Genomic DNA, 25920 nt, shown 5'->3' with positions numbered 1-25920 from the left:
AGTTGCCCGATGTTATCAGATGCGCATGCCCGCACTGCTGAGCTACTGGTCTTTAGAACTGTTCCAGGGCGATCAGTTCAGCCACTGTCTGGCGGCGGCGGATCAAGCGGGACGGGTGTTTGTCATCTGCAGCATCGACCAGGTATTCCGCCGCATGCGGGCGGCTGTTGTAGTTCGATGACATCGACGCGCCATACGCGCCCGCGCCCTCAAACACCACGTAGTCGCCCACTTGCGCGCTAGGTAGCAGCCGCGTTTCGACCACGCCGCCATCGCGCTGGGTGAACACGTCGCCCGATTCGCACAGGGGGCCGCCGACCACGGTGGCGCGCTGTGCGTCCAGGGGGCGGCCATCGTGAGCGATCAAACTCATGGCGTGGTAGCTGCCGTACATGGCGGGGCGCATCAGTTCATTGAAGCCCGTGTCGAGCAAGGTGAAATGGTTGCCGCCCATTTGTTTGGTGGCGCGTACTTCGGCCACCAGCAAGCCCGCGTCGGCTACCAGGAAACGGCCTGGTTCGATTTCCAGGTGGACCGGGTGGCCCAGGTGGGCTTCGATCTGCTTGCGCGCCGCATCCCACAGCTGGAAGTAGTGATTCGTGTCGACCGGCTGTTCGCCATCGCGGTAAGGTACGGACAAGCCGCCGCCGGTGGAGATGGCTTCGATATCGTGGTCCAGGTTTTTCACCAGACCGACCATGGTGCCGCAGACGGTTTCCAGGTGGCTGTAATCGACACCTGAGCCGATATGCATGTGCAGGCCGACCAGGTGCAAGCCGTGCTCGCGGATGATGGCCAGCGCTTCTGGCAGTTCTTCATGCCAGATGCCGTGCTTGCTGTTTTCGCCGCCGGTATTGGTCTTGTTGCTGTGGCCATGGCCATAGCCCGGATTGATGCGCAGCCAGACGCGGTGGCCGGGCGACACGGGGCCCAGCTGGCGCAGCATGTCGACCGAACCGCAATTGACTTCAATCTTCGCCTCCACCACGCGCGCCAGGGTGGCGCGGTCGAACAGGTCGCAGGTAAATACCAGGCCGGCAGCGCCATTGGTTTGCGCCGGCGTGTAGCCTGCCTGCAGCGCGCGTTCGATTTCGCCCAGCGAGACGGCGTCCACGTGCACGCCCGCCTCGCGCATCAGGGTCAGCAAATGGATGTTCGAGTTGGCTTTCTGTGCGAAGCGCACGGTATCGAACTGGGCCAGCTGTTCGATGCGCGCGCGGATGGTGGCGGCGTCGTACACCCACAGCGGCGTGCCGTGCTGCTGGGCGAGTTGGGCGAGGGTCTGGTCCGTAACGGGCTTCATCGTGGGCTTTCGTGAGAGGGGAGGAATGCTTGCATCATCGTTGTTTACGCTTCAAACATAAAATATCTATTTAAGCCTATCTTATTCATTTATGATATGGCTATGTCCATCACCCTACGCCATATCGAGGTTTTCCGCGCCATCATGACGACCGGCAGCGTCACGGGCGCGGCCACCATGCTGCATACCTCGCAGCCCACCGTCAGCCGCGAACTGGCGCGCCTGGAATACCTGACGGAGCTGACCCTGTTCGAGCGCGAGCGGGGCCGGCTGCGTCCGACCGCCCAGGCGCTGCAGCTGTTCGAGGAAGTGCAGCGCGCCTATTTTGGCCTGGAGCGCATCGTCAGCACGGCAACCGCCTTGCGCCAGTTCGACCAGGGCCAGTTGTCGATTGCCTGCCTGCCCGTGTTTTCGCAATCGCTGCTGCCGCAGGCCTGCAAGCAGTTCGTGGCAGATTTCCCCGATGTGAGCATCAGCATCACGCCGCAGGAATCGCCCCTGCTGGAAGAGTGGCTGTCGGCGCAGCGCCATGATATCGGCTTGACGGAAGTGGGTAGTGCGCCGCCGGGCACGGCGTTTGACGTCTTGATGTCGGTCGATGAAGTATGCGTGCTGCCCGATGGCCATCGGCTGGCCGCCAAAGCTGTATTGGCGCCGCAGGATTTTGCCGGCTTGCCCTTTATCAGCCTAGCCGCCGTCGACCCCTACCGTCAGCAGATCGACGAGATATTCCGCCAGGCCGGGGTAGAGCGGCGCATGGCGCTCGACACGCACAGCGCCGTTTCTGTCTGCGCCATGGTGCGCGAAGGTGTGGGCCTGGCCATCGTCAATCCGCTCACGGCGCTCGACTATGCGGGGCAGGGCTTGCAGATCCGCCGCTTTGCCGTCTCCTTGCCGTTCACCGTGAATATCGTCAAGCCGCTGCACCGGCCGCCGTCGCAGCTGGTCGCCCTGTTCGAGCACGCGCTGCATGCGCAGGCCGATGTGGTGAGGCGGCGGCTGCAGCAGTTGTAGAACGCAAGTGGAGTGGCGGCGGCCGACAGAGTAAAATGGCGTTTTATTTATTTAAGCCTGATTACTTCGATGACCACAGCTTCCGCCACACCCGTCCGCACCCGTTTCGCTCCCAGCCCGACCGGCTATCTCCATCTGGGCGGCGCCCGCACTGCTTTATATAGCTGGGCCTACGCGCGCCACTTCGGCGGCACCTTCGTGCTGCGCATTGAAGACACGGACCTGGAACGTTCCACGCCGGAAGCCGTGCAAGCCATCATCGAAGGTATGAAGTGGCTGGGCCTGGACCACGACGAAGGCCCGTTCTACCAGATGCAGCGCATGGACCGCTACCGCGAAGTCGTGGCGCAGATGCTGGAGCAGGGCACGGCTTACCTGTGCTATTCCTCGCCGGAAGAAGTCGAAGCGATGCGCGAACGCATGCGCGCCGCCGGTGAAAAGCCGCGCTATGACGGCACCTGGCGCCCGGAGCCAGGCAAGACCCTGCCGGCCGTGCCAGCAGACCGCAAGCCGGTGGTGCGCTTCAAGAACCCGCTCGATGGCGATGTGACTTGGGACGATGTTGTCAAGGGCACCATCACGATTTCCAATCGCGAGCTGGACGACCTGGTGATCGCCCGCCCGGACGGCACGCCGACCTATAACTTCTGCGTGGCCGTCGATGACTGGGATATGCAGATCACCCACGTGATCCGCGGCGACGACCATGTCAACAACACCCCGCGCCAGATCAATATCCTGCGCGCCATCGGCGCACCGCTGCCTTTGTACGGCCACCTGCCGATGATTTTGGGCGCCGACGGTGAAAAACTGTCGAAGCGCCATGGCGCCGTCAGCGTGATGGATTACCCGGCGCAAGGCTTCTTGCCGGAAGCGATGCTGAACTACCTGGCGCGCCTGGGCTGGAGCCATGGCGACGACGAAGTATTTTCGACCGCGCAGTTCTGCGAGTGGTTTAACCTGAACCATCTGTCGAAATCGGCGGCCCAGTTCAACAACGAAAAACTGGCCTGGCTGAACAACCACTATATCAAGCAAGCCGACAACAGCCGCCTGGCAGACTTGGCCCGCCCGCAAATGCTGGCCGCTGGCGCCGTGTTTGAAGATGCGCCGGACCTGGCGCTGGTGCTGGGCATGATGAAAGAGCGCGCCAACACCGTCAATGAACTGGCCGCTGCTTCGCTGCTGTTCTTCCGCGAACCGCAACCGGAAGCGGCGCTGGTCGAGCAGCACATCACGGAGACCATCAAACCGGTACTGGCGCAGTTTGCCGAGCGTATCGCCACGGTAGAGTGGAGCAAGGAAGCCGTGGCCGCCATGATCAAGGAAGTGCTGGCTGCCAACACCATCAAGATGCCGCTGCTGGCCATGCCTTTGCGCTTGATCCTGACAGGCCAGTTGCAGACGCCAGCCATCGACCAGGTGGTGGTGGTTTTCGGCCGCGAGACGGTGCTGTCGCGCCTGGCGAGGTGGCTGTAATGAAAGGCTGGGGCTGATTGTTAAATCAGCCTGTTTGCGAGGTGTGGAAACTAGCCCTATGAAATGTTACGTATAGGCGCAAAAAGGGTATTTGCAGAGTGAAACTTCTTTGCTATACTCTTGTTTCTGCACCAACGGGGGTATAGCTCAGCTGGGAGAGCGCTTGCATGGCATGCAAGAGGTCAGCGGTTCGATCCCGCTTACCTCCACCAAGAATTTTTTGGTCGTTGAAGTGGTGCAGTAGCTGTATGGCAGTTCCGCGGTCCCCATCGTCTAGAGGCCTAGGACATCACCCTTTCACGGTGAGTACAGGGGTTCGAATCCCCTTGGGGACGCCAGGTTGTTGTGGTATAGTAGTGGCAGTTGTTTGTACTGATTGTTGTAAGTTCAGGTTCGTAAAAAGCGGGCTCTGGATGGAAAGCAAGTAGTGGAACAAAGTCGCCAAGTGCGGCTTTTATTATTTCTGCGCCCGGGGGGGTATAGCTCAGCTGGGAGAGCGCTTGCATGGCATGCAAGAGGTCAGCGGTTCGATCCCGCTTACCTCCACCAACAGCGCAGGGATAAGTAGCAAGTGGTAGAAGTAAAACTGTAGTGCCAAGGTCCCCATCGTCTAGAGGCCTAGGACATCACCCTTTCACGGTGAGTACAGGGGTTCGAATCCCCTTGGGGACGCCAGTTCAGTCTGGTGTTGTTGAGTAAGAAGAAGTAGCAGTGTTTCTGCGCCCGGGGGGTATAGCTCAGCTGGGAGAGCGCTTGCATGGCATGCAAGAGGTCAGCGGTTCGATCCCGCTTACCTCCACCAATAGCGCAGAAATCACAAGATAATCAAAGTCGCCCTGGGCGGCTTTTTTTGTTTCCGCCATACCCCTCGGGGGAGTGTGGCTTAGCTGTTAGAGCGCTTGCATGGCATGCAAGAGGTCAGCGGTTCGATCCCGCTTACCTCCACCAATAGCGCAGAAACTAAGTAGTGAATATGGAGTAAATAAATCAAAGTCGCCTCGAGCGGCTTTTTTTATTTCCGCTGAGTGTTCCGCCATACCCCTCGGGGGAGTGTGGCTTAGCTGGGAGAGTGCTTGCATGGCATGCAAGAGGTCAGTGCTTAGCTCCCTCTAACCTCCACCAATAGCGCAGAAATCACAAGATAATCAAAGTCGCCCTGAGCGGCTTTTTTTATTTCCGCCATACCCCTCGGGGAGTGTGGCTTAGCTGGGAGAGCGCTTGCATGGCATGCAAGAGGTCAGTGCTTAGCTCCCTCTAGCCTCCACCAATAGCGCAGAAATCACGAGATAAACTAAAGTCGCCTGGAGCGGCTTTTTATTTGTGCTGCTCGTCTTGCTGGGTTTCGGCGGGTGGTGTCAGGCATCGGATGGCAGCTTGTGTGGTGGCAAGCATGTCTTGTGTGGCGATGTGTGCGAGGTAGCCGTCGGGGCGTACAAGTAGCAGGGTGTCGCCGGTAACGCCATAGGCATCGCGGAAGGTGTGCGCCGCGTCGATGAGTGCATGGTTGGCAGCGTTGGCGGGATCGTCGATTATTACGCGCCGCAGTGGTGCGCCCAGCGAAGGCCAGTCCAGGCGTGCGAGTTCGTCGGCTGCCGCGGTGCCGTATGCAATGGCGGTGAAGTGTGGTCCCTTGAGGGAGTCGAATAGCCTGGCCTCGCCCCCTTTGTTGTCGCGCAATCTGGCATCGGGCGCGCGGTCTCCGGCCTGCAAGGTCGTGGTGCGATTGCCGGCCAGGGCCAGCGGGCCGCCTTGATAGGTCAGGGCAAGTTGTTGCTCGTCCTTGCCGCGCTTGATTACGGATGGATTGAGCGTGCCGATTGCGTCGTATTTCTTGGTTGACAGGCCCAGCACGCGCGCTGCGATGGGTTGCCGTTCCGCTTCGTAGCTGTCCAGCAGTGTGTCGCCTGCGCCCGCGATGCATTGCGCCAGCTTCCACCCCAGGTTATACGCATCCTGGATGCCGGTGTTGAGTCCCTGGGCGCCGGCCGGCGTGTGTACGTGCGCGGCATCGCCTGCCAAAAAGGCGCGCCCTGCGCGGTAGTGCTCTGCCAGGCGGATGTTCGGCCGGAATACTGATTGCCATTGAATATCGCGCAGTGAAATGTGGGCGTTGCCCGTGTGTGCATGGATGCGTTGCAGTATGCCTGCCAGGTCGCGTGGTGCTTCCTCGTCTGGCGCCAGCCGTATCATCCATTGGAACATATCCGTGTGCGGAAGCGGGCATGCTCCTATGAATTTTCCTCCCAGCCGTGGCCAGACGTGCCATCGGTCGCGTGGCAGGCCGGAGGTGGCGGCATCGACAATCAGGATGCGATCCTGCTCCCTGGTCGTCCCATTGAATGCGATGCCGAGTTTCTTGCGCACGGTGCTGCCGCCGCCATCGGCGCCCACCAGGTAGCGGGCCGTAATGTCTTGCGGGCCATTGGCGGTGGAAATTGTGGCAGTGATCGTGTCCGTGCCTTGCGCCAGATCCAGCAATTCGTGGCCGAACTCTGCCTGATGCCCAAGCCTGCCGAGCTGGCTGTGCAGTGCGCCGTCGACGCGGTGCTGGGGAATCAGCCAGGTATTGGGGTAGGGGATGCCGGGCGTGGCGTCGATATTGCGGAACATGCGCCATGGAAGGCTGAACGGCCCGAGGTGTACGCCCAGTTTGGGATAGAGGCTGCCGGCGGCGAGTATCTCGTCGAGCACGCCCAGGTCGGCGAATACTTCCAGGCTGCGCGGCTGTATTCCTTTTGCACGCGAGCCATCGAAGGTCCTGGAGGCTTTCTCGATGATGCGCAGTTCCAGGCCGCGGCGCGCCAGGTCGATAGCCAGCGTGCTGCCGGTCGGCCCGGCGCCGACGATCAGTACGTCGATGATTTTTCCGTGCTTCATCAGATTGTGCTTTCCTTCATGGGGGTGATCGGGTGTTTGTTTGCTGCTTCCTGTGTAAAATAGTAAGCTAAAACTTTTATTTTCACTACTTGCATTCGGAGTACCTATATGAAGGCAGCCCGTCCAGCCACGGCGGTCAGGAAACGCCCCAGGCAGCAGCGTTCGCGCGCGACGGTGGATGCAATTACGCAAGCGGCTACTTACATTCTGGTGGAATCTGGGTGGGAGGGCTTAACCACGAATGCCATCGCCGAGCGTGCCGGCGTGAACATCAGCTCCTTGTATCAGTTTTTCCCTGGCGAGGAAGCCATCGTTGCTGAGTTGCAGCTGCGCCATGCCGCTGAGAGCAGGCTAAAGCTGGCGGAGGCGTTGGAGCAATTGCCAGGACAACCCTCGCTGCGCGATGCCCTTGCCTTGCTGGTTGCGGCTATCGTGGATGAGCACAGGATAGCCCCGGCGGTGCATCGGGCCATCGCCGAGGAGCTTCCGGGTTCTGTCAGACATGCCGCTCCCGATGATGTTGTTGAGGAGCAGCTTCTGTCCGCTTTCAGTCCCTTCATGCGGAATGTGCCAAATCCGCAACTTGCGTGCCGGATTGCACGTATCGCCGTCCATGCCGTCATTCATGAAACAGCGTCCCGTACGCCGGCAATGCTGGATCATCCCGGCTTTAACGAGGAGCTTGTTGCGCTTCTTATGCCTTTTCTGCAGCGGCCTGCCGTTGGGTGATGGTCTTTCATGCCTGCCTGCCATTTCCCATTCTCATAGAGAGGGCCGGGTGCGGAAAATAAGCAGGCCAGTAGTTGATTTCGTGAATCGCTTCGTGTTAAACTTCGCGCACGCTTTTTTGAGGGGCTAAATAAAGCCTTCAAAGAAGAGTCCGCTGAGAGTAAAACCAGCACAGGTCCCCATCGTCTAGAGGCCTAGGACATCACCCTTTCACGGTGAGTACAGGGGTTCGAATCCCCTTGGGGACGCCAGGATTTTTAGTTATAGAGTAATGATGCAGTGCTGAATGGGCCTGATAAGTCAGGCTTTTTTTGTTTCTGCAATATTGCTGTAGTACCAGGTCAGGATGTGCAACAGCGCATTCAGGACAGATTTCTGTCCCCATCGTCTAGAGGCCTAGGACATCACCCTTTCACGGTGAGTACAGGGGTTCGAATCCCCTTGGGGACGCCAGATTCGAGTGCGGCTTTACAATCAGCTGCAAGTAGTGAGCAGTAACAAGGTCGGGATGCAGAGCAGCGCATCCAGGACAGATTTTCTGTCCCCATCGTCTAGAGGCCTAGGACATCACCCTTTCACGGTGAGTACAGGGGTTCGAATCCCCTTGGGGACGCCAGACCGGCTGATTCAGCCAACAAAAAAGCCGCCTGGTCACAGTGCGGCTTTTTTGTTTTTCGTCGTCTTACAACGCTTATCCTTTGGTGTCTCACCCATGTCGCTATCCGTTCAACATCCGCCATCCATGGCTATCTTTTGCAAAGTCGTCGATAACTACGGCGATATCGGCATTTGCTGGCGTCTGGCGCGGCAATTGCAGCGCGAGCATGGCGTGGCTGTGACCCTATGGGTCGATGATTTGATCAGCTTTCGGCGTATTTGTCCCGAGATCGATGTAGCTTTGGTGCAGCAGCAGGCTGCCGGCGTCACCGTGCGCTATTGGTGTGATCAGGACGGTGTGTTTGTACCGGAGGATATTGCCGATATCGTCATCGAGTTTTTCGCTTGCGACATTCCGCCCGGCTATATTGCCGCGATGGCCCAGTGCTCGCCGCATCCTGTGTGGCTGAACCTGGAAGGTTTGACGGCGGAGGAGTGGGTGGAGGGCTGCCATACCTTGCCATCGTCGCGCCACGGGATGCAAAAGCATTTCTTTTTTCCCGGTTTTACGGGCAAGACAGGTGGCTTGCTGCGCGAGGCGGCGCTGGAACAGCGGCGCGCTGCCTTCCAGGGCGACCCGGCGGCGATGGCGGTGTTCTTGGCGCAGTTTGGCGTCACGCCAGCAGAAATGGCGGCGATCAAAGTGTCGCTGTTCTGCTATCCGCACGCACCGGTGGCGCAGTTGCTGGCCGCATGGCAGCAGGGTAGCGAGCGCATCACCTGCCTGGTGCCGGAAGGCGTGGCGTTCGATGCTGTACGGGTTTTTATCGGCGACGATGCTGCAGCCGTGGCATCGCGTACACGGGGAAATCTGACGCTGCGCGTGCTGCCTTTCGTGCCGCAAGACGATTACGACAAGCTGCTGTGGGCTTGCGATGTGAATTTCGTGCGCGGTGAAGATTCCTTTGTCCGCGCGCAATGGGCGGGCAAGCCGTTTATCTGGCATATCTATCCGCAGGATGAAAACCTGCATCACGTCAAATTGCGCGCTTTCCTGCAGCGTTACGCAGTCGATGCCGATGGGACTATCGATAGCGTAGGCGCGGCCAGTGAGGACTGGAATGGCGGCCTGCCGGCGGAACAGGGCTGGGCGGGGCTGTGGCCCGCATTGCAGGCCGATATGCCCAGAATTGCCGCGCGCGCGGCCGACTGGCAGATGCAGATGTTGCAGAATGGTGATCTGGCAAGTAATTTGCTGGCCTTCGCACACGCTGCCAGCAGCGCAGAATAGGCGCTTGCCAGAAAATAAGGTAAAATGCCCGGTTATTTTCTAACGTATTTTTAACCGATCAAACGCAAGCCCATGGCGCTGTTGGCGCCCGGGCGGCAGATGGTCTTCATGCAACCCACTTTTTACGTACACTTCTATGAAACCCGCAAAAGAAATTCGTGTTGGCAACATCATTATGGTCGACAGCAAGCCAATGATCGTGTTGCGTTCTGATGTCAACGGTTCGAGCCGCACGGGCTTCACCTACAAATGGAAGATGAAAAATCTTCTGACGAACAGCCCACTGGAAAACGTTTTCCGTGGCGACGACAAGTTCGACGTCGTGGTTCTGGACAAAAAGCCAGTCACCTACTCGTACTTCGCTGACCCACTGTTCGTGTTCATGGACACCGAATACAACCAGTACGAAATCGAAGAAGAAAACCTGGGCGATGCACTGCATTACCTGAAAGACGGCATGGAATGCGAAGCTGTTTTCTATGATGGCAAAGCTATCTCGGTTGAACTGCCTACGACCATCGCCCGTCAAGTGGTGTACTCGGAGCCTGCAGTCAAAGGTAATACTTCGGGCAACGTCCTGAAAGAAGCCAAAATCGAAAACGCCATTGAAGCGCACCGCCACATCGTGCAAGTGCCACTGTTCGTAGCGCAAGACGACGTTATCGAAATCGACACCCGCACCAACGAATACAAGCGCGTAGTCCGCAACTAATCGTGGATGATGTGCCCCTGTTGTTGTCTTCATTTGGCGACAATACAAAAACGCTACCCTAGGGTAGCGTTTTTTTTTGCTTAAAAAATAATTCCCTATAACAACAATTAAGAGGCAAGCGCTGCTATGCTATGGGCTAATCACTGTTGCGTCAAAAACACTGAACTTCCCGGGGATAGCATGCAGCGCAGTCAATTTGTTCGAAATGGCACAGCCAGGAGCGTCACGCCTGCGCTGTCCGCTTCGCCGACGCGCACCTCCCGCCCTGTACTGGGGCGCGCCACTGCTCCCGCCAGCCCGATGGCCCATTTGCTCGATGCCGGTGTCTTGCCCCAGCAGCAGATGATGCAAGCAGGAAAACTCAGTTCCCATGCCCTGACCTCGCAATACCTGGTGCGCATCCGTTCGCTATGCAGCATGGGCGCACGCCAGTATCCCGGCATCGAGATCAATCCTGATGCACTGAAAATTGCCCTGGAAATGGACCGCGAGCGCAGCCTGCACAAGGTGCGCGGGCCGCTGCATGGCATTCCGCTGGTCTTGCGCGATGACATCGCCACTGCCGACCGCATGAAAACCCGGGTGCAGGGGGTAACCCTGTACGCCAGTTGCGACGCCTTTATCGTGGCCCGGCTGCGCGCCGCTGGCGCCGTCATCATCGGCAAAAGCAATCTGCGCCAGTGGGCGGCCGTCAGCGTGCCGCAAGCGACTGCCAGCTGGGCCGGCTTGACGATCCTGGCCGTGGGCAGCGAGGCAGATGGCTCCATGCTCGCGCCCGCATCGGCTTGCGGGCTGGTGGCGATCAAGCCAACCGGACTTACCAACGGGCCTATCGCTTCCAGCGTGCGCGAAGCGGCATGGTTGTTCGATGCCATGGCTGGCGGTACTGGAGCGCCTTTGCCAGCTATGGGCTTGCAGTCTTGCCGCATCGGTGTGGTGCGCAGCCTGTTTGGCAGTTGTGCAGACAGCGATGCCGTGATGGAGCAAGCCTTGCTGGTCTTGCGTGAACAAGGCGTCGAACTGATCGATCCGCTGGTGTTGCACCATGCCAGTGATGGCGGCATCGAGCAGCTGTTGCAGGCGCAAGGACTGGCTGCGCTGGTCGCGCCCACTTGCGATGACACGCCGCGCTTGCAGCCGGGGCTGCCACACATTACGGTGCCGGCAGGTGCTGCGGCGGGTCTGCCCGTGGGGCTGTCCTTCATCGGCGCCGCGCATGCCGAAGCGCGGCTGCTGGCGATCGCATATGCCTATGAACAAGCAACTTTGCATCGCCGCACGCCGGCCCTGCCATCGAGTATTACCGTGGCGCTGCGCTGATGCCTGTGTCTTTTCTTTTCCTCTAGCCCAGTCCGATACCTATGCTCGCTACCTTGCTGCTGAGTGCGGCCGTGAATACCGCCCCTATCCCTTTCGATGCCACGCAGCTTGCCGGCAGTTGGGCCGAAAGCGTCAACACCGGCAGTGTCTGCGAAGAGGCGCGGCATTTTTCTCGCATGCAGCTATCGGACGACCGCCAGCGCCTGGCCATCTTCAATGACCGTACCTGGAAAAGCACCTTGGGGACCACTAACCGCTTCGCTGCGGTGGTGCTGGCGGAAACGGAGCGCAGCCTGACCATACGCTATGACAATGAAACCCGGCGTGACCCCAGCGGCAAGCTGGTCGAATGGCAATTGATCATCGTTGCTCCCGGCGTCTACCGCTGGCGCGAAGCGGATTGGGCGGAAGGTAAAGTTAACGGTGTGGTTGGCATCCGCTGCTCGCCTTAGGTCGTCTCCATGCTCCCACGCTTATTGTTATCGCTGCTTTTCAGCGCTGCCGTATTGCCGCTCTCTGTTCCAGCGCTTGCCGAAACGCCCGTGCTCTCCCTGATCGAACAGGCGCAGCAATGTGATGGCGGCGCCGGTTGTCCGTATTTCAATGATGTCTATCAAGGCGATTCTGCTTTTCGCCGTGCTTTTGATGTGGCGATCAAGCAAGCTGGCCTGAAGCGGCAGTGCTGGGTGCGCAAAGGCGTGACCACACCGCTCAAACCCGTGGAGATTGAAGGCAAGCCGCGCCTGTTGAGCAGCGTTTGCGAGCCGCACAATTGCGGCCATCATTACTCGGTGCTGTACGACCCCGTCAGCCACAGCATGGCCGGTGTCTATGTGGGCCCTGACGGCAAGGGTGGGGCGCGCACCGTGTATTTTGGCGATCCCAGTATTGCCGAAGCGGCCGTGCTCAAGCAAAACTGATGGCTGCATCTTGTTGATGTCAGAAGAGCATCTTTGGTCACAAAGAAATAGTCAACAGGGCATCTATTTCTATTGTGAAATTGTTTCTATTTTTCCGCAGTGACTATTATCATAGTTGCATAAAAGAATGTTGTATTCATAATTTTATCGTGTCATTATCCGCCAGCTACGCTTCCCTGCCGCTGGCGGCTTTTCTCGTTCCGGCGCCAGGCCGGAGGGGTGGTGTATCAGTCTGCTGGCTGCAGTACGTCTTCTCATCCACCTTGGAAGGAAACCATCATGAAACAATACGGGGCCGAATTTCTCGGGACCTTTTGGCTGGTGCTGGGCGGTTGTGGCAGCGCGGTGCTGGCCGCCGCCTTTCCCGGTCTGGGCATCGGTTTTGCCGGCGTGGCGCTGGCGTTTGGCTTGACGGTATTGACCATGGCCTATGCCATCGGCCATATCTCGGGCTGCCATTTGAATCCCGCTGTCTCGATCGGCCTGTGGGCGGGCGGCCGCTTTCCCGCCAAGCAACTATTACCCTACATCGTGGCGCAGGTGCTGGGCGCCATTGTGGCCGGTGGCGTGCTGTACGTGGTCGCCAGTGGCCAGGCCGGTTTCGATGTCAGCAAGGGCTTCGCCTCGAATGGCTATGGCGCCCATTCGCCGGGCGGCTACTCGATGCTGTCGGCGCTGGTGATTGAAATCGTGCTGACCATGTTTTTCCTGATCGTCATCCTGGGTGCCACCGACAAGCGCGCCCCCGCTGGCTTCGCGCCACTGCCGATCGGCCTGGCGCTGACCCTGATCCATTTGATCAGCATTCCCGTGACGAATACCTCCGTCAATCCAGCCCGCAGCACTGGCGTGGCGCTATACGTGGGCGACTGGGCCACCAGCCAGTTGTGGCTGTTCTGGCTGGCGCCCATCATCGGCGCCTTGCTGGGGGCGATTGCCTATCGTTTGATTGCCGGCGAGAAGAACTAAACGTTGCCGCTTAATTCTCGCTACGCCATTCGGCGAGGTAATGCTGCGGCGTGCGCCCCAGGATGCGGCGAAACATCGCGCTGAAGGCGCTGGGGCTGGCGTAGCCCAGCGCGCTGGCGATGGCGCCCACGCTTTCGCCGCGGTTCAGGCGGCAAAAGGCATCGGCCAGGTGTACTTGCTGTAGCCATTGCCGGTAGTGCATGCCAGTCTCTTTGGGAAATAAGCGGATCAGGGTACGTGCGCTGGCGCCCGCATCGTAGGCCCATTCATCGATGCTGCGCCGGCTGCCCGGCGCAGCCATGATGGCCGAGCAGACGGCCAGCAGGCGCCGGTCACGCGGCCAGGGAATCGCGATAGGCACGGTTTCTGCCGCCGCCAGCTCCGACAGGATCAGCCTGGCCAGCCAGTCGCCGCGCCCACCCAAGGTATATTCCAGGGGCTCGGTCAGTAGCGCCAGGATCAGCTCGCGTAGCAGGGTGCTCACTTCCAGTACCTTGCAATCAGTGCCGAACACGGCCGCCGCCTGCGCCTCGATATACAGGGTGCGCATGCTCAGATCGTTGAGGGTGTGCAACTCATGCTGCACACCCACGGGTATCAGCAGGGCGCGCCGCGGCGGCAAGATCCACACGCCGTGCTCGGTAGCCACACGCATCACACCTTGGGTGGCATACAGCAACTGTGCCCGCACATGATTATGCATGGGCGTGTGGGCGCCTGCCGCATATTGCTTGGACATTGCCGCCACGGGGCGAGGCAGCAGCTGGTAATCCTTGGAATTGGTGCTGCGGCTGAAGGGCATGCCATCAGGGCCGAACAGGGTAGGGTCGATAGTATTCATGCAATAGGCGGTGAGGTTGTCACTTGGGCGACGATTATTGGAAGTTATCAATTCAACGCCCATACTATACTGCTTATCTTGCCGGGCCAGCTGTGTGGCCCGATTTTTGCGGATACAACCAAGATGACTACCTCCACTCCCGATAGCTTGAGCGCTCCCATGGCGCCGTCCAAGCCGATTTCTTCCTCGCAACAGCAGTCTGGCCTGGCCATGCACATCCTGGGCGCTGTCGCCTTCGTGCATTTGCTCAATGACCTGGTGCAAGCCATGCTGCCATCGATTTACCCGATGCTGAAAGCCGAGTTTGCCCTCAGCTTTACCCAGGTCGGCCTGATCACGCTCACATTCCAGTGCACGGCCTCGCTGCTGCAGCCATGGATAGGCCTGTACACGGACCGCCGTCCTCTGCCATTCCTGCTGCCCGTCGGCATGTGCTTTACCCTGGCCGGCGTACTGATGCTGGCCGTGGTGTCGAGTTTCCCGACCCTCTTGATCGCTGCCGGCCTGATCGGCGTCGGTTCCTCGACCTTCCACCCGGAAGCATCGCGCGTGGCGCGCATGGCCTCGGGCGGCCGCTACGGCTTTGCCCAGTCGCTCTTCCAGGTGGGCGGTAACGTGGGCTCGGCCTTGGGGCCGCTGCTGGCGGCCGCCGTCATCGTCGGCCGTGGCCAGGGCAATATCGCCTGGTTCAGCCTGATGACCTTGCTGGCCATCGGTGTGCTGTACAGCGTCAGCCGCTGGTATAGCGGCCACCTGGCCAGCTTCAAGCCCAAGGCGGGCGGCCACGCCGGTCCGAATCTGTCGCGCAACAAGGTGCTGGGCGCGCTGGGCGTGCTGGCCTTGCTGGTGTTTTCCAAGTACATCTACATGGCCAGCCTGTCGAGCTACTACACCTTTTACCTGATCGATAAATTCCATCTGTCTATCGGTTCGGCGCAAATGTACCTGTTCCTGTTCCTCGCCTCCGTGGCGGCTGGCACCTTCATGGGTGGCCCGATCGGCGACCGCATCGGCCGCAAGCGCGTGATCTGGATCTCGATCCTGGGCGCAGCGCCCTTTACCTTGCTGCTGCCGTATGTCGACCTGTTCTGGACGGCCGTGCTGACGGTGATCATCGGTTTCGTGATCTCGTCCGCGTTTTCCGCCATCGTCGTCTTCGCCCAGGAGCTGGTGCCGGGCAAGGTCGGCATGATCGCCGGGATCTTCTTTGGCCTGATGTTTGGCGTGTCCGGTATCGCGGCCGCCGCCATGGGTCACCTGGCCGATATTTCCGGCATCGCCTATGTCTATAAACTGTGCTCTTACCTGCCGTTGCTGGGTATTTTGACAGTGCTATTGCCGCACATCGAGCAGGCAAAGAAATAATCGTCTTGTGCCGGCGGGCTTGACGGCCCGCCAGCACCCATGCGATAGTTTAATCATGTTCACATCTATCCTCCATCCAGTCACTGCTTTCAGCGCCGCTGCCGCGCTGTGTCCGTGCGCCTGGCCCTGTGAGGATGCGGCCGCGCGCTGCTAAGTTTTTTCCTCATTTCGATGGCCACAGTGTTGAAAAACCTGTGGCCATTTTCTTTTTCCGCACCGTTTTTCTCTCACTGCCTGGAAAGACCCGCATGACACTACATCTGTACGATACCTATGAGCGCAGCCTGCGTCCCTTTCAATCGATAGAGCCTGGCAAGGCGGGCCTGTATGCCTGCGGTCCTACCGTCTACGATTACGCGCATATCGGCAACCTGCGCACCTATCTGTTTGTCGATGGCTTGCGCCGGGTGCTGGAGTTCAATGGCTTGCAAGTGCGCCATGTGATGAATATCACGGACGTGGGCCACTTGACGTCCGATGCAGACAGCGGCGACGACAAGATAGCAGCGAAGAGCGCGCGCAGCGGCAAGTCGGCCTGGGATATCGCCGCCGAATTCACGTCTGCCTTTGAAGGCGATTTGCAGCAGCTCAATATCCTGCCGCCCACCGTCTGGTGCCGCGCCACCGACCATATCGCCGAACAGATCGCTTTTATTCGCGACCTGGAAGGCAAGGGTTATACCTACCGCACGGGCGACGGCATTTATTTCGACACGACGCGCCAGGAGAGTTATGGACGGCTGGCGCGCCTGAACCGCGACGGCCTGCAGGCGGGTAAGCGGGTGGACTTGGGAGAAAAGCGCGATATCTGCGACTTCGCGCTATGGAAGTTCAGCGGCGTGCCAGGCCAGCGCCAGATGGAGTGGGATAGCCCCTGGGGCCTGGGTTTTCCCGGCTGGCATATCGAATGCTCGGCCATGTCCGAAAAACACCTGGGCAGTTATTTCGATATCCATTGCGGTGGTGAAGACCACGTGGCGGTCCACCACAGCAACGAGATCGCGCAGACGCAAGCGCGCCACGGCACGCGCCTCGCCAACTTCTGGCTGCACGGGGCTTTTTTGAAAACGCAGGATGCCAAGATGTCGAAATCGTCGGGCGACTTTTTGCGTTTGCACAGCCTGGTGCAGCAGGGCGTCGATCCCCTGGCTTACCGCTACCTGTGCCTGGGCGCTCACTACCGCAGCAGCCTCAATTTCAGTGACAAAGCCCTGCAGGCGGCGGCTAGTGGTTTATCGCGCTTGCGGGCCAGCGTGCTTGGACTGGGCGCGCCAGGCGGTGAGCCCGATGCGGCCTGGCTGGCCAGGTTTGCAGCGCAGCTCAATGACGACCTCAATTTCCCGCGCGCGCTGGCCGTGGCCTGGGAGCTGCTGAAAAGCGAGCTGCCCGACGGCGTAAAGAAGGCCACCATGCTGCGCTTCGATATGGCGCTGGGGCTGGACCTGGCGCACTGGCAGCCGGCCGCCGTGACGATGCCGCCGCAGGTACAGGCGTGGATGAGTCAGCGCGAAGCCGCACGGCAAGAGCGCCGCTGGTCCGATGCAGATCAGCTACGCACGCTGGCGCGTCAGGCTGGCTATGAAATCGAGGATACGCCGCAGGGCCAGCAGGCGCGCGCCTTGTAAGCCTGTCATGCTGCCGCTTCTGCGCAAGCGGTGTGGCCAAGCTGATTAAACCCAGCTCTTGCTTTTGGACGAAGGTTTAAGCCTCGATAAACCGCATCTTGAAGCTGCGGCCCTTGATATTGCCAAAGTCGCGGCCCAGTGGATTACCCTTGTTCAGGCGGCGGAAGGCGGCGTCGGCCACGGTACGGTCGATGGCCACGTAGGTCATGAATTCGAACACATTGATCTTGCCCACCTGGTCCTTGGTCAGGCCCGCGTCGCCCGTCAGCGCGCCCAGCAAGTCGCCGGGACGCAGCTTGTCCTTCTTGCCGCCCATGATGCACAGGGTCAGCATCGGTGCCGGCAAGGCGGCAGCGCCGTCGTCTTCGGCGATCTCTTTCAAGTCGTGCCATTCCACGGCGCTGTTCTGGTATTGCTCGATCAGCTTGACCCATTTTTTCTCGTTCGGTGCGCACAGCGACAGGGCCAGGCCCTTCTTGCTGCCACGGCCAGTGCGGCCGATGCGGTGGATATGCACTTCCGTATCCTTCGATACGTCGACGTTGATCACGGCGCCCAGGTCCGAGATATCGAGGCCGCGCGCGGCGACGTCGGTAGCTACCAGCACGGAGCAGCTGCGGTTGGCGAACAGCACCAGGATTTCATCGCGCTCGCGTTGCTCCAGTTCGCCGTACAGGGCCAGCGCGGAAAAGCCTTGCTGGCGCAATTCTTCGGCCAGTTCGCGGCAATGCACCTTGGTGTTGCAGAAGGCCAGCGTCGATTCCGGCTTGAAGTGTTTCAGCAGCTTGCAGACGGCGGCATTGCGCTCGTCGAAGCCGATTTCATAGAAGCGCTGTTCGATCTTTTCATTATCGTGCTGCGCTTCGACCGTCACTTCCAGCGGGTTGACCAGGAAGGACGCGGTAGCGCGGCGGATATCTTCCGGGTAGGTCGCCGAAAACAGCAAGGTCTGGCGGCGCGCAGGGCAGGCGCTGACGATGCCGGCGATTTCCTCGTAAAAGCCCATGTCCGTCATGCGGTCCGCTTCATCGAGCACCAGCGTTTGCACGTGGTTCAGGTTAATGGTGCCACGGCCGATATGGTCGCGCAAACGGCCTGGCGTGCCGACCACGATATGGGCGCCGTGTTCCAGCGAAGCGATTTGCGGGCGCATCGGTGCGCCGCCCGTCAGGGTCAGGATCTTGATATTGCCAGCCGCGCGCGCCAGGCGGCGCAGTTCATTGGCCACCTGGTCGGCCAGCTCGCGCGTCGGGCACAGCACCAAACCTTGCACGGCGAACCAGGCCGGATTGAGCTTGTGCAGGATGCCGATGCCGAAAGCAGCTGTCTTGCCGCTACCGGTCTTGGCTTGCGCGATCAGGTCGCGTCCATCGAGTACCGCCGGCAGGCTTTGCGCCTGGATGGTGGTCATCTCGTGGTAGCCGAGCGAATCGAGGTTGGCCAAAAAGGCGGGCGTCAGCGGCAGGCTGGAGAAAGAAGTTGTGGAAGTGGTCATAAAGGGCGGAGCCGGTCGGGTGGATGGGCACAATCTACAGGCGTTCTACGCCCTTGTGCGGATGGTGTTCGGCTGGCGGCAAACGGCCGCCAGCGTGCTGCTAAAGCGAGTGTACTACTTGTCAGGCGCCCAGATGGGCAATCCGCTCAGATCGAGGCCGGCGTCGCGCGTCCAGACGGGCAGGCCCGTGGCGTCGGTCGGCTCCAGCAGTTCGAGTTGCACCTGTTTCAGCGCCACCTTGCGCGTGCGCACCCGGCGCTTCGGCTCGGGTTCTTGCTCAATCACGGCCGGCGCCGGTGGCGGCGGGCCGAAACCGGGCAAGTCGATGGTGGCGTTGTCTTTTTTATCTCTCATTTCTGAACCTCTGGTCCCCTGCCGGTGTCAGCTGGGGAGCGGGCAGAAATCTGTCCGCTATGTACTGGTGAATACTGTGTAAGTCTGGTCCACAAAACAAAAGCCCGGCTACTGGAGTCGGGCTCATTGTGAATGTCATCGGCAGGAAAAGCGAACTGCGAATGAAAGTGCGGCACGCAGTGTATCACAGGCGTGCCGCATTGTGGGACGCTAAACGCCTGACTTAACGGAAGCTCAGCGCGCCCGTCAGGTCACCCGGTGGCAGCGCGCCGCGCGCCGCGAAGGCTTCGTTACGCACTTTCAAGCCTTCCAGCAGCGGCAAGTCGTGCAGGCGCGTGATCAGGCGCATGATCGAGGTGGTGTCATAGAAGGTATGATCGACCGCGCCTTTTTTCGCGTACGGCGAAACGACGATGGCGGGAATGCGCGTGCCCGGGCCCCAGCGGTCGCCTTTCGGTGGCGCCACGTGATCCCACCAGCCGCCATTTTCGTCAAACGTGATCACGATGATCATGTCTTTCCATTGCGGCGACTCTTTCAAGTGCTGGATGATGTTGGCCACGTGCTGGTCGCCCGACTCGATGTCCGAGTAGCCGGCATGCAGGTTCAGGTTACCCTGCGGTTTGTAGAAGGTCACGGCCGGCAGTTTGCCTGCCACCGCGGCGGCCAGGAATTTGTTCGAGATCGGGCTGTCGCCGGTGCCGCCATCGCGCAAGTGTTCTGCGCGCGCTGCCGTGCCTGGCGCGAACTGCTTGAAGTAGTTCAGCGGCTGATGGTGGAACTGGAAGTTCGGCTTGTTGCCGCCGCCCTTGTGGTCGAGGGCCGCTTGCCAGCCGCCGCCGTACCACGCCCAGCTGACGCCTTTGCGTGACAGCAGGTCGCCGATGGTGTCATAGGTTTGCGGCGGCAGGGTGTTGGCGTCCGCCGGGTCGGCATGCAGAGGATCGCCGTCGTAGGCTGGGCGGATGTAGCTGGGCTGGTAAGGCGGGGCCATGGTGTTGACGGCATAGCCGTCTGGCGTCAGGGCGCCGTCGTTGACGTATTTCGGCTTGCCTTCCAGTGCCGATTTCGGCGAGTTTTCAGCAATCGCCAGGCGCACGCCTTGCGGTCCGTCTGACAATACGGCGAGCTTTTTCTTCGCTGCCGTCTCGGACGCATTGAAGTATTCGTTCGGGCGGCCCGTGACGAGGAACTGGTGGTTCATGTACGAACCGCCAAAGGCTGCCATGAAGAAGTTATCGCACAAGGTGTACTGTTCCGCGATCTGCCACATGTTCAGGTTTTTCGACGTTTCGCCGTAGTGGCCCATCACCAGGCCGCCGCTGTCGGCCCAGGCGGCGAACTGGTTGTTCTTGCCGCCGTTGATCTGCATCTGGTTGTTATAGAAACGGTGCACCAGGTCGCGCGTGATGATGCTCTCCGGCAGAGGCTTGCCGGCAGCATCGCTCAATTTGTAGGGTGCGTTTGGCAAGCCCTGGATCTGGTCTTCCTTGATCAGGTAATCGATGCCGCCGATATTTTGCTGGTCGGGCACCAGGCCGCCCCAAATCTTGGGCAGGGTGGCCAGCGGCGTGCCGTCGCGGTCCAGCTGCTGCGCCTGTTCTGCCGTCACGGCCGACAGCGGTGCGCTGGTGCCGGGGAAGTTGGCGAACAGATTATTGAAGCTGCGGTTTTCCAGGTAGATCACTACCACGTTCTTGACGTGGGCTTTCAATTTTTCATCGAGCGAGCCCTTGACCACGGTTTTCTTGGCTGGCGCGGCGTCGGCCAGCGCCGGCAGGCTGGCGGCCAGGCCGACTGCGGAAGCAGCCTGGAAAATGCGCCGGCGCGAGGGGTTGGCTGGTTGATCGGCCGTATCGGCTGGCAGGGCGGGGGCGAGGTCCTTCACACATTCTCCTTGGGTGTCTCTATCGGCGCGGACGGCACGCCGCCCGTTTGGCGGAAGTGTATCACCAGCCTCCGTTGATGTGAACTCATGCCAAATACCTAATTCGCCCCCGCCTGGTCTCATGCTACTGTCAGAACTGATACTTGACGGTCAGCGCTGCCTTGCGTGCCGGGCCATACATGCCCGAGTACCACCAGTCCGACACGGACGCCGTGTACTTCTTATCGAACAGATTGCTGACGTTGAGCGTCGCCGACAGCTTGTCGTTGATTTCATAGCGCGCCATCAGGCTGGCTACCGAATACGCCTTTTGTTCCCAATGCAAGGTGCGGTCGATTTGCCACGCATCGATATCGGAATACACGCGGCTTTGCCAGTTCACGCCGCCGCCCACAGTCAAGCGATGCAGCTCGCCGGGCAGGCGGTAGGTGGTCCACAGTTTTACCAGATGGCGCGGGAAAGTGGTTTGTATTGCCTTGCCGTCGGCGCTTTCCGTCCGGCTGTATGACCAGGCGGCCGACACGTTCCAGGCCGGGGTGATGGCGCCCGACGCTTCCACATCCAGGCCCTGGGTTTTGGCGCCCTTGATCACGCGATTGGCCGGGAAGTCCGTCCCCGGCAGGGTGTAGCCGGGATCGGATTCTGCCAGATTACTCTGCTGGATCTGGTACAGCGCCACGCTGGTGTTCAGGCGTTCATCGAGCCAGGCGCTTTTAATGCCTGCTTCATAGTTCTTGCCCGAGCGCGGCGGCAGCAGCTTGCCATAACGGTCTTGCGCGGCCTGTGGCTGGTAGATGGTGGAGTAGCTGGCGTACAGATTGTGCTGCTTGTCGATGCTGTAGACCAGGCCTGCATACGGCGTGAAGACGCGGCTTTCGGAGGCGGGTGACTGGCTATAGAAGTTGGCTGCGGGTGCGTCCGAGATATAGTTTTCGTCATAGCGCATCACTTTTGCGCCGACGATCAGTTTCAATGGTTCGGCCAGGGTAAAGCGGCTGGCTGCATAGATGCTCGATTGGCGGCGCGTGCTGTCGTACTTGACATAGGTGTTGCCGTAGACGGGCGCCTGGGCAGGTATCGGGCGATACAGATTGACGGCTTGCCCCTGGATATTCCAGTCAAAGCGGCCATCGGTGGTGCTGTCGAACTGGCTGTAATCGGCGCCGACCACCAGTTCGTGCTGCTGGCCGAACAGGGTGAAGGGGCCGCGTGCGTTGACGTCCACGCTGCTCACGCGCAGGTCATAGTCGCGATAGTTCGCTTCCAGTGCGAGTCCATCGCCGGTGGCCTTGTCGGGGAAGCCGGCACTGACGCCCATGAACACGGAGCGCTCCTGCTGCGACGACTGCAGATGCGTGGCCGAGACCTTCAGCTTCCAGTCGTTCGGCAGCGCCTGCTCCAGGCTGGCGAAGACTTCGGTCGAGTTGCTGTTGAAGCGGTTCGATGGCGCGGCCGGGCTGAAGGAACGCGGCAGGTCGGTCATCTCGCCATTGCTGTAAAACAGGGGGAAGCCCAGGTAGGACAGCGAACCCTTCGAGCGGTTGCGCTGGTAAGTGACGCCCGCCGTGAGTTTGCTGCCAGCGGCCAGGTCGGCTTCGATCACGCCATACAGCACCTGCTTGTCGTGATTGTAGTTGTCGATGATGCTGTCGCTATCGTCGGCCACTGCGATGACACGGCCGCGCACGCTGCGCGTTTCGTTCAGCGAGCCCGATACATCGACCGCGCCGCGCCGTTCATTGCGCGAACCCAGCGCGCCTTCGGCAGATGCCTGGAAATCGGCGGTCGGCTTCTTGCGCACCATATTGATGGCGCCCGACGGGTCGCCGGCGCCCGTCATCAGGCCCGATGCGCCGCGCAGTACTTCGATGCGGTCGTACAGCGCCATGTCGGCCAGGCTTTGCGACGGCACCGAATTGAGGCCCAGGTTTTCCGAGTGCGTGCTGACGCCGTCGAGCTGGTAATTGGTGATCGGATAGCCGCGCGAACTGAAACCTACGCGCTCGCTACCGAGGCTAAACAGGGTGATGCCAGGCGTCTGGGCCATGACCTGGCCGATGGTCGTCAAGTCCTGGTCTTGCATGCGCTGGCTGGTGATGACGCTGACCGTTTGCGGTGTCTCGCGGATGCGCAGGCCCAGCGGCGTGGCGGTGGTGATCGCCACCGGCGAAATATACGAACCCGTGCCTTCGGTGGCGTCCTGCTGCGCCATCACTGTCACGCCAGGCATGACGGACAAGGCTTCCGCATCGGCTGCGCGCAGCACATAACTGCCATTGGCGCTGCGCTCGGCCTTCAGGCCGGTGCCGCGCAACACGCCGTTCAGGGCGGCCAGCACGCCCAGGCGGCCGCTGAGCCCTGCTGTCGTCTTGCCGCGTGTTTGTTCCGGCGTGAAGCTGAGGATGACGCTGGACTGGCTGGCGACCTGGCGCAATGCGGTGGCCAGGTCGCCAGCGGGCACCTGGAAGTCATAGACAGCTTGCTGCATGGCGTTTGTAGCGTCTTGCGCCTGGGCGCTGGCGTTGATGAATAACGCGGAGCCGATGAAGACCAGTTGTATGGCGCGCGCCATGGTGGTGCGACGGATGGAGAAAATGGATGCAGACATGGTTACCTTGTGTTGAAGTCGTAGTAAGAGCGTTTCAACCATGGGTCACGCGGCAATCGAAAACGGCTACTGTTTTTTTTAACTATTTTGTGTGCGCGCTTCCACCTGCATCCAGTAGCGCGTGCGCAGCCGCAGCTTGACCGGCAAGGTGTCGGGCAGCGACAGCAGCACGGTCTCCAGGTCATGGAGCGGGAAAACGCCCGAGATGCGCAGGTCGGCCACGCTGTCGTCGCAACCGAGGAAACCGTGACGGTAGCGGCTCAGTTCATGCAGGAAGTCGCGCAAGGACATGTCGTCGGCCAGCAGCAAGCCACGGCGCCAGCCCCACACATCGGGCGATACAGTTTGCGCGGGCGCGATGCGTTCCGCAGTCATGCTGCTGGCCTGGCCTGCGTGAATGATGACACTGCTGCCGCCATGGCGCGGCGTGAGCCGGACGGCGCCTTGCTCCACCGCCACGCTGGTGTAGTCCTCGTCCTGACGCACCGAGTAGCGCGTGCCCAGTGCCAGCGCCTGGCCATGCGCCGTTTCGACCAGGAAGGGGCGGTACGGTTGACCCACTTCCTGGGCCGTGCTGATGAATACCTCGCCCTGCACCAGTTGCAGCAGCCGCTGCGTGCTGGAATAGCGGAGATTGACGGCGCTGCCGCTATTGAGCGTCAGCTGGGTGCCGTCCGGCAGGGTGATGTCGCGGCGCTGCCCTGTCGTCGTTGATGCATCGGCCAGCAGTGTTTGTGCCGGCTGCGAGCGCGCACCCTGCCAGCCGGTCAGGCCGATCGCGGCCAGCCAGGACAGCGCTTTCAGGCTGCCGCGCCGGGAAACCGGGAAGCCGCCAGCCGACATGCTGCGCGAACGGCGCGCCAGCGCCTGGCGGCTGGCCTGCCCATCGAGTCCCTGGAAACCGCCGCTGACCTTTTCGATATGCCGCCACGCGCGTTCATGGTCGGGGTGCGATTGGCGCCAGTCGGTCCACGCCGTTTTCTCGGCCGGGGTGGCTTGCCCGCTCATCAGGGTGGTCAGCCATTCGGCTGCCTGCATGGCGATGGCAAGGTCGATGGGCTGGCCTTCGGCATACACCATATTGTGTGCGGCGGCGGGGCGCATGGGCTCAGAGCGCGGCAAAATCGGGCACGGCAAAAAAGCACAGCAGGTTGGCCTGGCTCAGATACTTCTTGATCGAATGGCTGCTCACTTGCAGTTCTACGGCGATCTCGGCATACGTCATACCGTCGAGATGAGCCATCAGGAAGGCATTCCTGGCCTTGTCAGACAAGGTATCGAGCGCGCGGTCAATCAGCTGCAGCGATTCGACCAGGATGGACAGCGTTTCCGGCGAGGGAGCGAGGGCTGGCGGCAAGTGCATCAGCGCGTCGGTATAAGCATGTTCGAGTTCTTCGCGCCGGCAGTGGTTGGCGATCAGGCGCTTGGCGATGGTCGCCAGGAAGGGACGCGGCGCGATGATGTCGTTGCTGTTGCGCGCGACCAGTATCTTGATAAAGGTGTCTTGCGCCAGGTCGCTGGCCAGTCCTGCATCGTGCAGGCGCCGCTTCAGCCAGCCCAGCAGCCAGCCGTGGTGCTGGGTGTAGAGCGACTGGAAGTCCGGCGATGATGGATGGGCGGCAAGCACAAGGCAAACAATCTAAATGAGAATTGTTCTCATTGTATCGTAGTCGTGTCTTGCAGACAATCCGCGTTACTCACGCGTTGTGGAAATGCGACTGACGGCCAGACCCCATCACTACGTTTAAAGTTTCTGGAATGCAAGCATCCATGTGCGAAAATGGGCGCTGTCGATGTGGAACGCGCGGAGCGAAAAATGATGTGGATGGTTGGCGGTGCCCTGGTTCTCTTGATCGCCAGATTTTTATGGATGGGCTACTTTCATCGTGTGAATGCGATGTCGCGCCAGGCCGAACTGATGAACTGGGTCAAGATTGGTCGCATGTCCAATCCCGACGGCGGCCAGGATATTTTGCTGGCAAGAAACGAACGAGGCACCAGGATTGATTGGCGTACCGGCGAAGTGTGGCTAATCAATCCCAAGGTAGCCGACCCGTTTGAAGATTATCTGGCGGTCGAGCGCTGGCTGACCTTGAGCGAATTGTCGGCGGCAAAAACGGCGCCTGCCACGGAGAATGCGAAGGAGGCTGAAGACGCGGCGGCTACGCCCGAACCTGAGCCGGTGCCTGACCCCATGCCGGCCTTCCAGCAAAAAGTCGACGACTGCCTGGCCAAGGCGGACGGCGGCCAAGAATTGCTCGACACCAAGCAGGCGTTTGAGGCGGGTAGCGAGGCTTATCTGGACGCCTCGACGGACTTGAGCCGCGCGGCGATCGAATCTGGCCTATCTCCAATGATGGTCGCCACCTTCCACATCAGCGCGTTTGCGGCCTTGTCCGACGCAGCCGGGGCAGATCGGCTGGGCCGCGCAGCAGCCAGTTTGCGCGCGGCGGCCAAGCAGATACGGGCGGGTGGGGAGTAGTTGGTTGCGGCTAGCGTACCATAGCAATGCATGGCCAATTGAAGGCCAGCT

At 60.4% G+C, this 25920-nt stretch carries 21 protein-coding genes and 9 tRNA genes; 21 read left to right on the top strand and 9 right to left on the bottom strand.

The genetic code is table 11. The features are described from left to right. Positions 1-52 precede the first annotated feature (52 nt). Complete coding sequence (gene lysA, locus HDE75_RS14550) at positions 53-1303, bottom strand: diaminopimelate decarboxylase (RefSeq protein WP_183677009.1); 1251 nt, start codon at positions 1301-1303, stop codon at positions 53-55. Between the two features lie 102 nt (positions 1304-1405). Here lysA and HDE75_RS14545 point away from each other — a divergent pair, with 102 nt between their 5' ends. From HDE75_RS14545 to HDE75_RS14510, 8 genes are all read left to right on the top strand, one after another. Further along, positions 1406-2317 carry a LysR family transcriptional regulator gene (locus HDE75_RS14545; RefSeq protein ID WP_183677010.1) on the top strand — a complete coding sequence of 304 codons (912 nt, stop codon included), beginning with the start codon at positions 1406-1408 and terminating at the stop codon, positions 2315-2317. A gap of 69 nt (positions 2318-2386) precedes the next feature. After that, entirely contained in the window at positions 2387-3796 is a 1410-nt protein-coding gene (gene gltX, locus HDE75_RS14540) for a glutamate--tRNA ligase (protein ID WP_183677011.1), read from the top strand. A 136-nt stretch (positions 3797-3932) separates the two neighbouring features. Next, positions 3933-4008: transfer RNA gene (locus HDE75_RS14535), tRNA-Ala, on the top strand. 50 nt (positions 4009-4058) lie between these two features. After that, a tRNA-Glu gene (locus HDE75_RS14530) sits at positions 4059-4134 on the top strand. A 135-nt stretch (positions 4135-4269) separates the two neighbouring features. Continuing rightward, a tRNA-Ala gene (locus tag HDE75_RS14525) sits at positions 4270-4345 on the top strand. A 50-nt stretch (positions 4346-4395) separates the two neighbouring features. After that, positions 4396-4471: transfer RNA gene (locus HDE75_RS14520), tRNA-Glu, on the top strand. Positions 4472-4522: 51 nt separating this feature from the next. After that, positions 4523-4598: transfer RNA gene (locus HDE75_RS14515), tRNA-Ala, on the top strand. Positions 4599-4668: 70 nt separating this feature from the next. Continuing rightward, positions 4669-4744, top strand: a tRNA-Ala gene (locus HDE75_RS14510). 366 nt (positions 4745-5110) lie between these two features. Here HDE75_RS14510 and HDE75_RS14505 read toward each other — a convergent pair. Then, positions 5111-6673 carry an FAD-dependent oxidoreductase gene (locus tag HDE75_RS14505; protein ID WP_183677012.1) on the bottom strand — a complete coding sequence of 521 codons (1563 nt, stop codon included), beginning with the start codon at positions 6671-6673 and terminating at the stop codon, positions 5111-5113. A gap of 108 nt (positions 6674-6781) precedes the next feature. Here HDE75_RS14505 and HDE75_RS14500 point away from each other — a divergent pair, with 108 nt between their 5' ends. From HDE75_RS14500 to aqpZ, 10 genes are all read left to right on the top strand, one after another. Continuing rightward, positions 6782-7402 (top strand): TetR/AcrR family transcriptional regulator, encoded by a 621-nt coding sequence (locus HDE75_RS14500; protein ID WP_183677013.1) that lies wholly within the window; start codon positions 6782-6784, stop codon positions 7400-7402. Between the two features lie 175 nt (positions 7403-7577). After that, positions 7578-7653, top strand: a tRNA-Glu gene (locus tag HDE75_RS14495). 126 nt (positions 7654-7779) lie between these two features. Beyond that, positions 7780-7855, top strand: a tRNA-Glu gene (locus tag HDE75_RS14490). An 87-nt stretch (positions 7856-7942) separates the two neighbouring features. Continuing rightward, a tRNA-Glu gene (locus tag HDE75_RS14485) sits at positions 7943-8018 on the top strand. A gap of 126 nt (positions 8019-8144) precedes the next feature. Further along, positions 8145-9290, top strand: coding sequence for an elongation factor P maturation arginine rhamnosyltransferase EarP (gene earP, locus HDE75_RS14480; protein ID WP_183677014.1), 1146 nt, complete (start codon positions 8145-8147; stop codon positions 9288-9290). 136 nt (positions 9291-9426) lie between these two features. Continuing rightward, positions 9427-10002, top strand: coding sequence for an elongation factor P (locus HDE75_RS14475; RefSeq protein WP_183677015.1), 576 nt, complete (start codon positions 9427-9429; stop codon positions 10000-10002). 180 nt (positions 10003-10182) lie between these two features. Next, a complete protein-coding gene (locus HDE75_RS14470; protein WP_183677016.1) occupies positions 10183-11322 on the top strand; it encodes an amidase family protein in 1140 nt (379 codons plus the stop codon). 41 nt (positions 11323-11363) lie between these two features. Further along, positions 11364-11774: a hypothetical protein gene (locus HDE75_RS14465; RefSeq protein ID WP_183677017.1), complete on the top strand. Its 411-nt coding sequence runs from the start codon at positions 11364-11366 to the stop codon at positions 11772-11774. A gap of 9 nt (positions 11775-11783) precedes the next feature. Next, a complete protein-coding gene (locus tag HDE75_RS14460; RefSeq protein WP_183677018.1) occupies positions 11784-12242 on the top strand; it encodes an Ivy family c-type lysozyme inhibitor in 459 nt (152 codons plus the stop codon). 279 nt (positions 12243-12521) lie between these two features. Then, positions 12522-13211, top strand: a complete 690-nt coding sequence (gene aqpZ / locus HDE75_RS14455) for an aquaporin Z (RefSeq protein ID WP_183677019.1) — start codon at positions 12522-12524, stop codon at positions 13209-13211. A 10-nt stretch (positions 13212-13221) separates the two neighbouring features. On the opposite strand, the gene HDE75_RS14450 is transcribed toward aqpZ, so the two are convergent. Then, on the bottom strand, positions 13222-14052 hold the full coding sequence (locus HDE75_RS14450) for an AraC family transcriptional regulator (RefSeq protein ID WP_260174064.1): 831 nt from the start codon (positions 14050-14052) through the stop codon (positions 13222-13224). A gap of 159 nt (positions 14053-14211) precedes the next feature. On the opposite strand from HDE75_RS14450, the gene HDE75_RS14445 reads away from it, so the two are divergent. Together HDE75_RS14445 and cysS are read left to right on the top strand one after the other, a co-directional pair. Beyond that, positions 14212-15417 (top strand): MFS transporter, encoded by a 1206-nt coding sequence (locus tag HDE75_RS14445; protein WP_183678004.1) that lies wholly within the window; start codon positions 14212-14214, stop codon positions 15415-15417. A 248-nt stretch (positions 15418-15665) separates the two neighbouring features. After that, on the top strand, positions 15666-17042 hold the full coding sequence (cysS, locus tag HDE75_RS14440) for a cysteine--tRNA ligase (protein ID WP_183677020.1): 1377 nt from the start codon (positions 15666-15668) through the stop codon (positions 17040-17042). 76 nt (positions 17043-17118) lie between these two features. Here the strand turns inward: cysS and dbpA are convergent, their stop codons facing one another. The 6 genes from dbpA to HDE75_RS14410 form a co-directional block, all read right to left on the bottom strand. Continuing rightward, positions 17119-18537 (bottom strand): ATP-dependent RNA helicase DbpA, encoded by a 1419-nt coding sequence (gene dbpA / locus HDE75_RS14435; protein ID WP_183677021.1) that lies wholly within the window; start codon positions 18535-18537, stop codon positions 17119-17121. Positions 18538-18651: 114 nt separating this feature from the next. Continuing rightward, positions 18652-18891 (bottom strand): hypothetical protein, encoded by a 240-nt coding sequence (locus HDE75_RS14430; RefSeq protein ID WP_183677022.1) that lies wholly within the window; start codon positions 18889-18891, stop codon positions 18652-18654. A gap of 223 nt (positions 18892-19114) precedes the next feature. After that, entirely contained in the window at positions 19115-20779 is a 1665-nt protein-coding gene (locus HDE75_RS14425; RefSeq protein WP_183677023.1) for an acid phosphatase, read from the bottom strand. 130 nt (positions 20780-20909) lie between these two features. Continuing rightward, entirely contained in the window at positions 20910-23387 is a 2478-nt protein-coding gene (locus tag HDE75_RS14420) for a TonB-dependent siderophore receptor (protein WP_183677024.1), read from the bottom strand. A 78-nt stretch (positions 23388-23465) separates the two neighbouring features. Beyond that, positions 23466-24491, bottom strand: a complete 1026-nt coding sequence (locus HDE75_RS14415; protein WP_183677025.1) for a FecR domain-containing protein — start codon at positions 24489-24491, stop codon at positions 23466-23468. A gap of 4 nt (positions 24492-24495) precedes the next feature. Then, positions 24496-25014: a sigma-70 family RNA polymerase sigma factor gene (locus tag HDE75_RS14410; protein WP_183677026.1), complete on the bottom strand. Its 519-nt coding sequence runs from the start codon at positions 25012-25014 to the stop codon at positions 24496-24498. 189 nt (positions 25015-25203) lie between these two features. On the opposite strand from HDE75_RS14410, the gene HDE75_RS14405 reads away from it, so the two are divergent. Continuing rightward, positions 25204-25869 (top strand): hypothetical protein, encoded by a 666-nt coding sequence (locus HDE75_RS14405; RefSeq protein ID WP_183677027.1) that lies wholly within the window; start codon positions 25204-25206, stop codon positions 25867-25869. The last annotated feature ends 51 nt before the right edge of the window (positions 25870-25920 follow it).

This window comes from Janthinobacterium silvisoli, assembly GCF_014200725.1.
GTDB lineage: Bacteria > Pseudomonadota > Gammaproteobacteria > Burkholderiales > Burkholderiaceae_D > Janthinobacterium.
The sequence above is the reverse complement of the archived record's forward strand: the minus strand, read 5'-3'. Positions and strand labels throughout refer to the sequence as shown.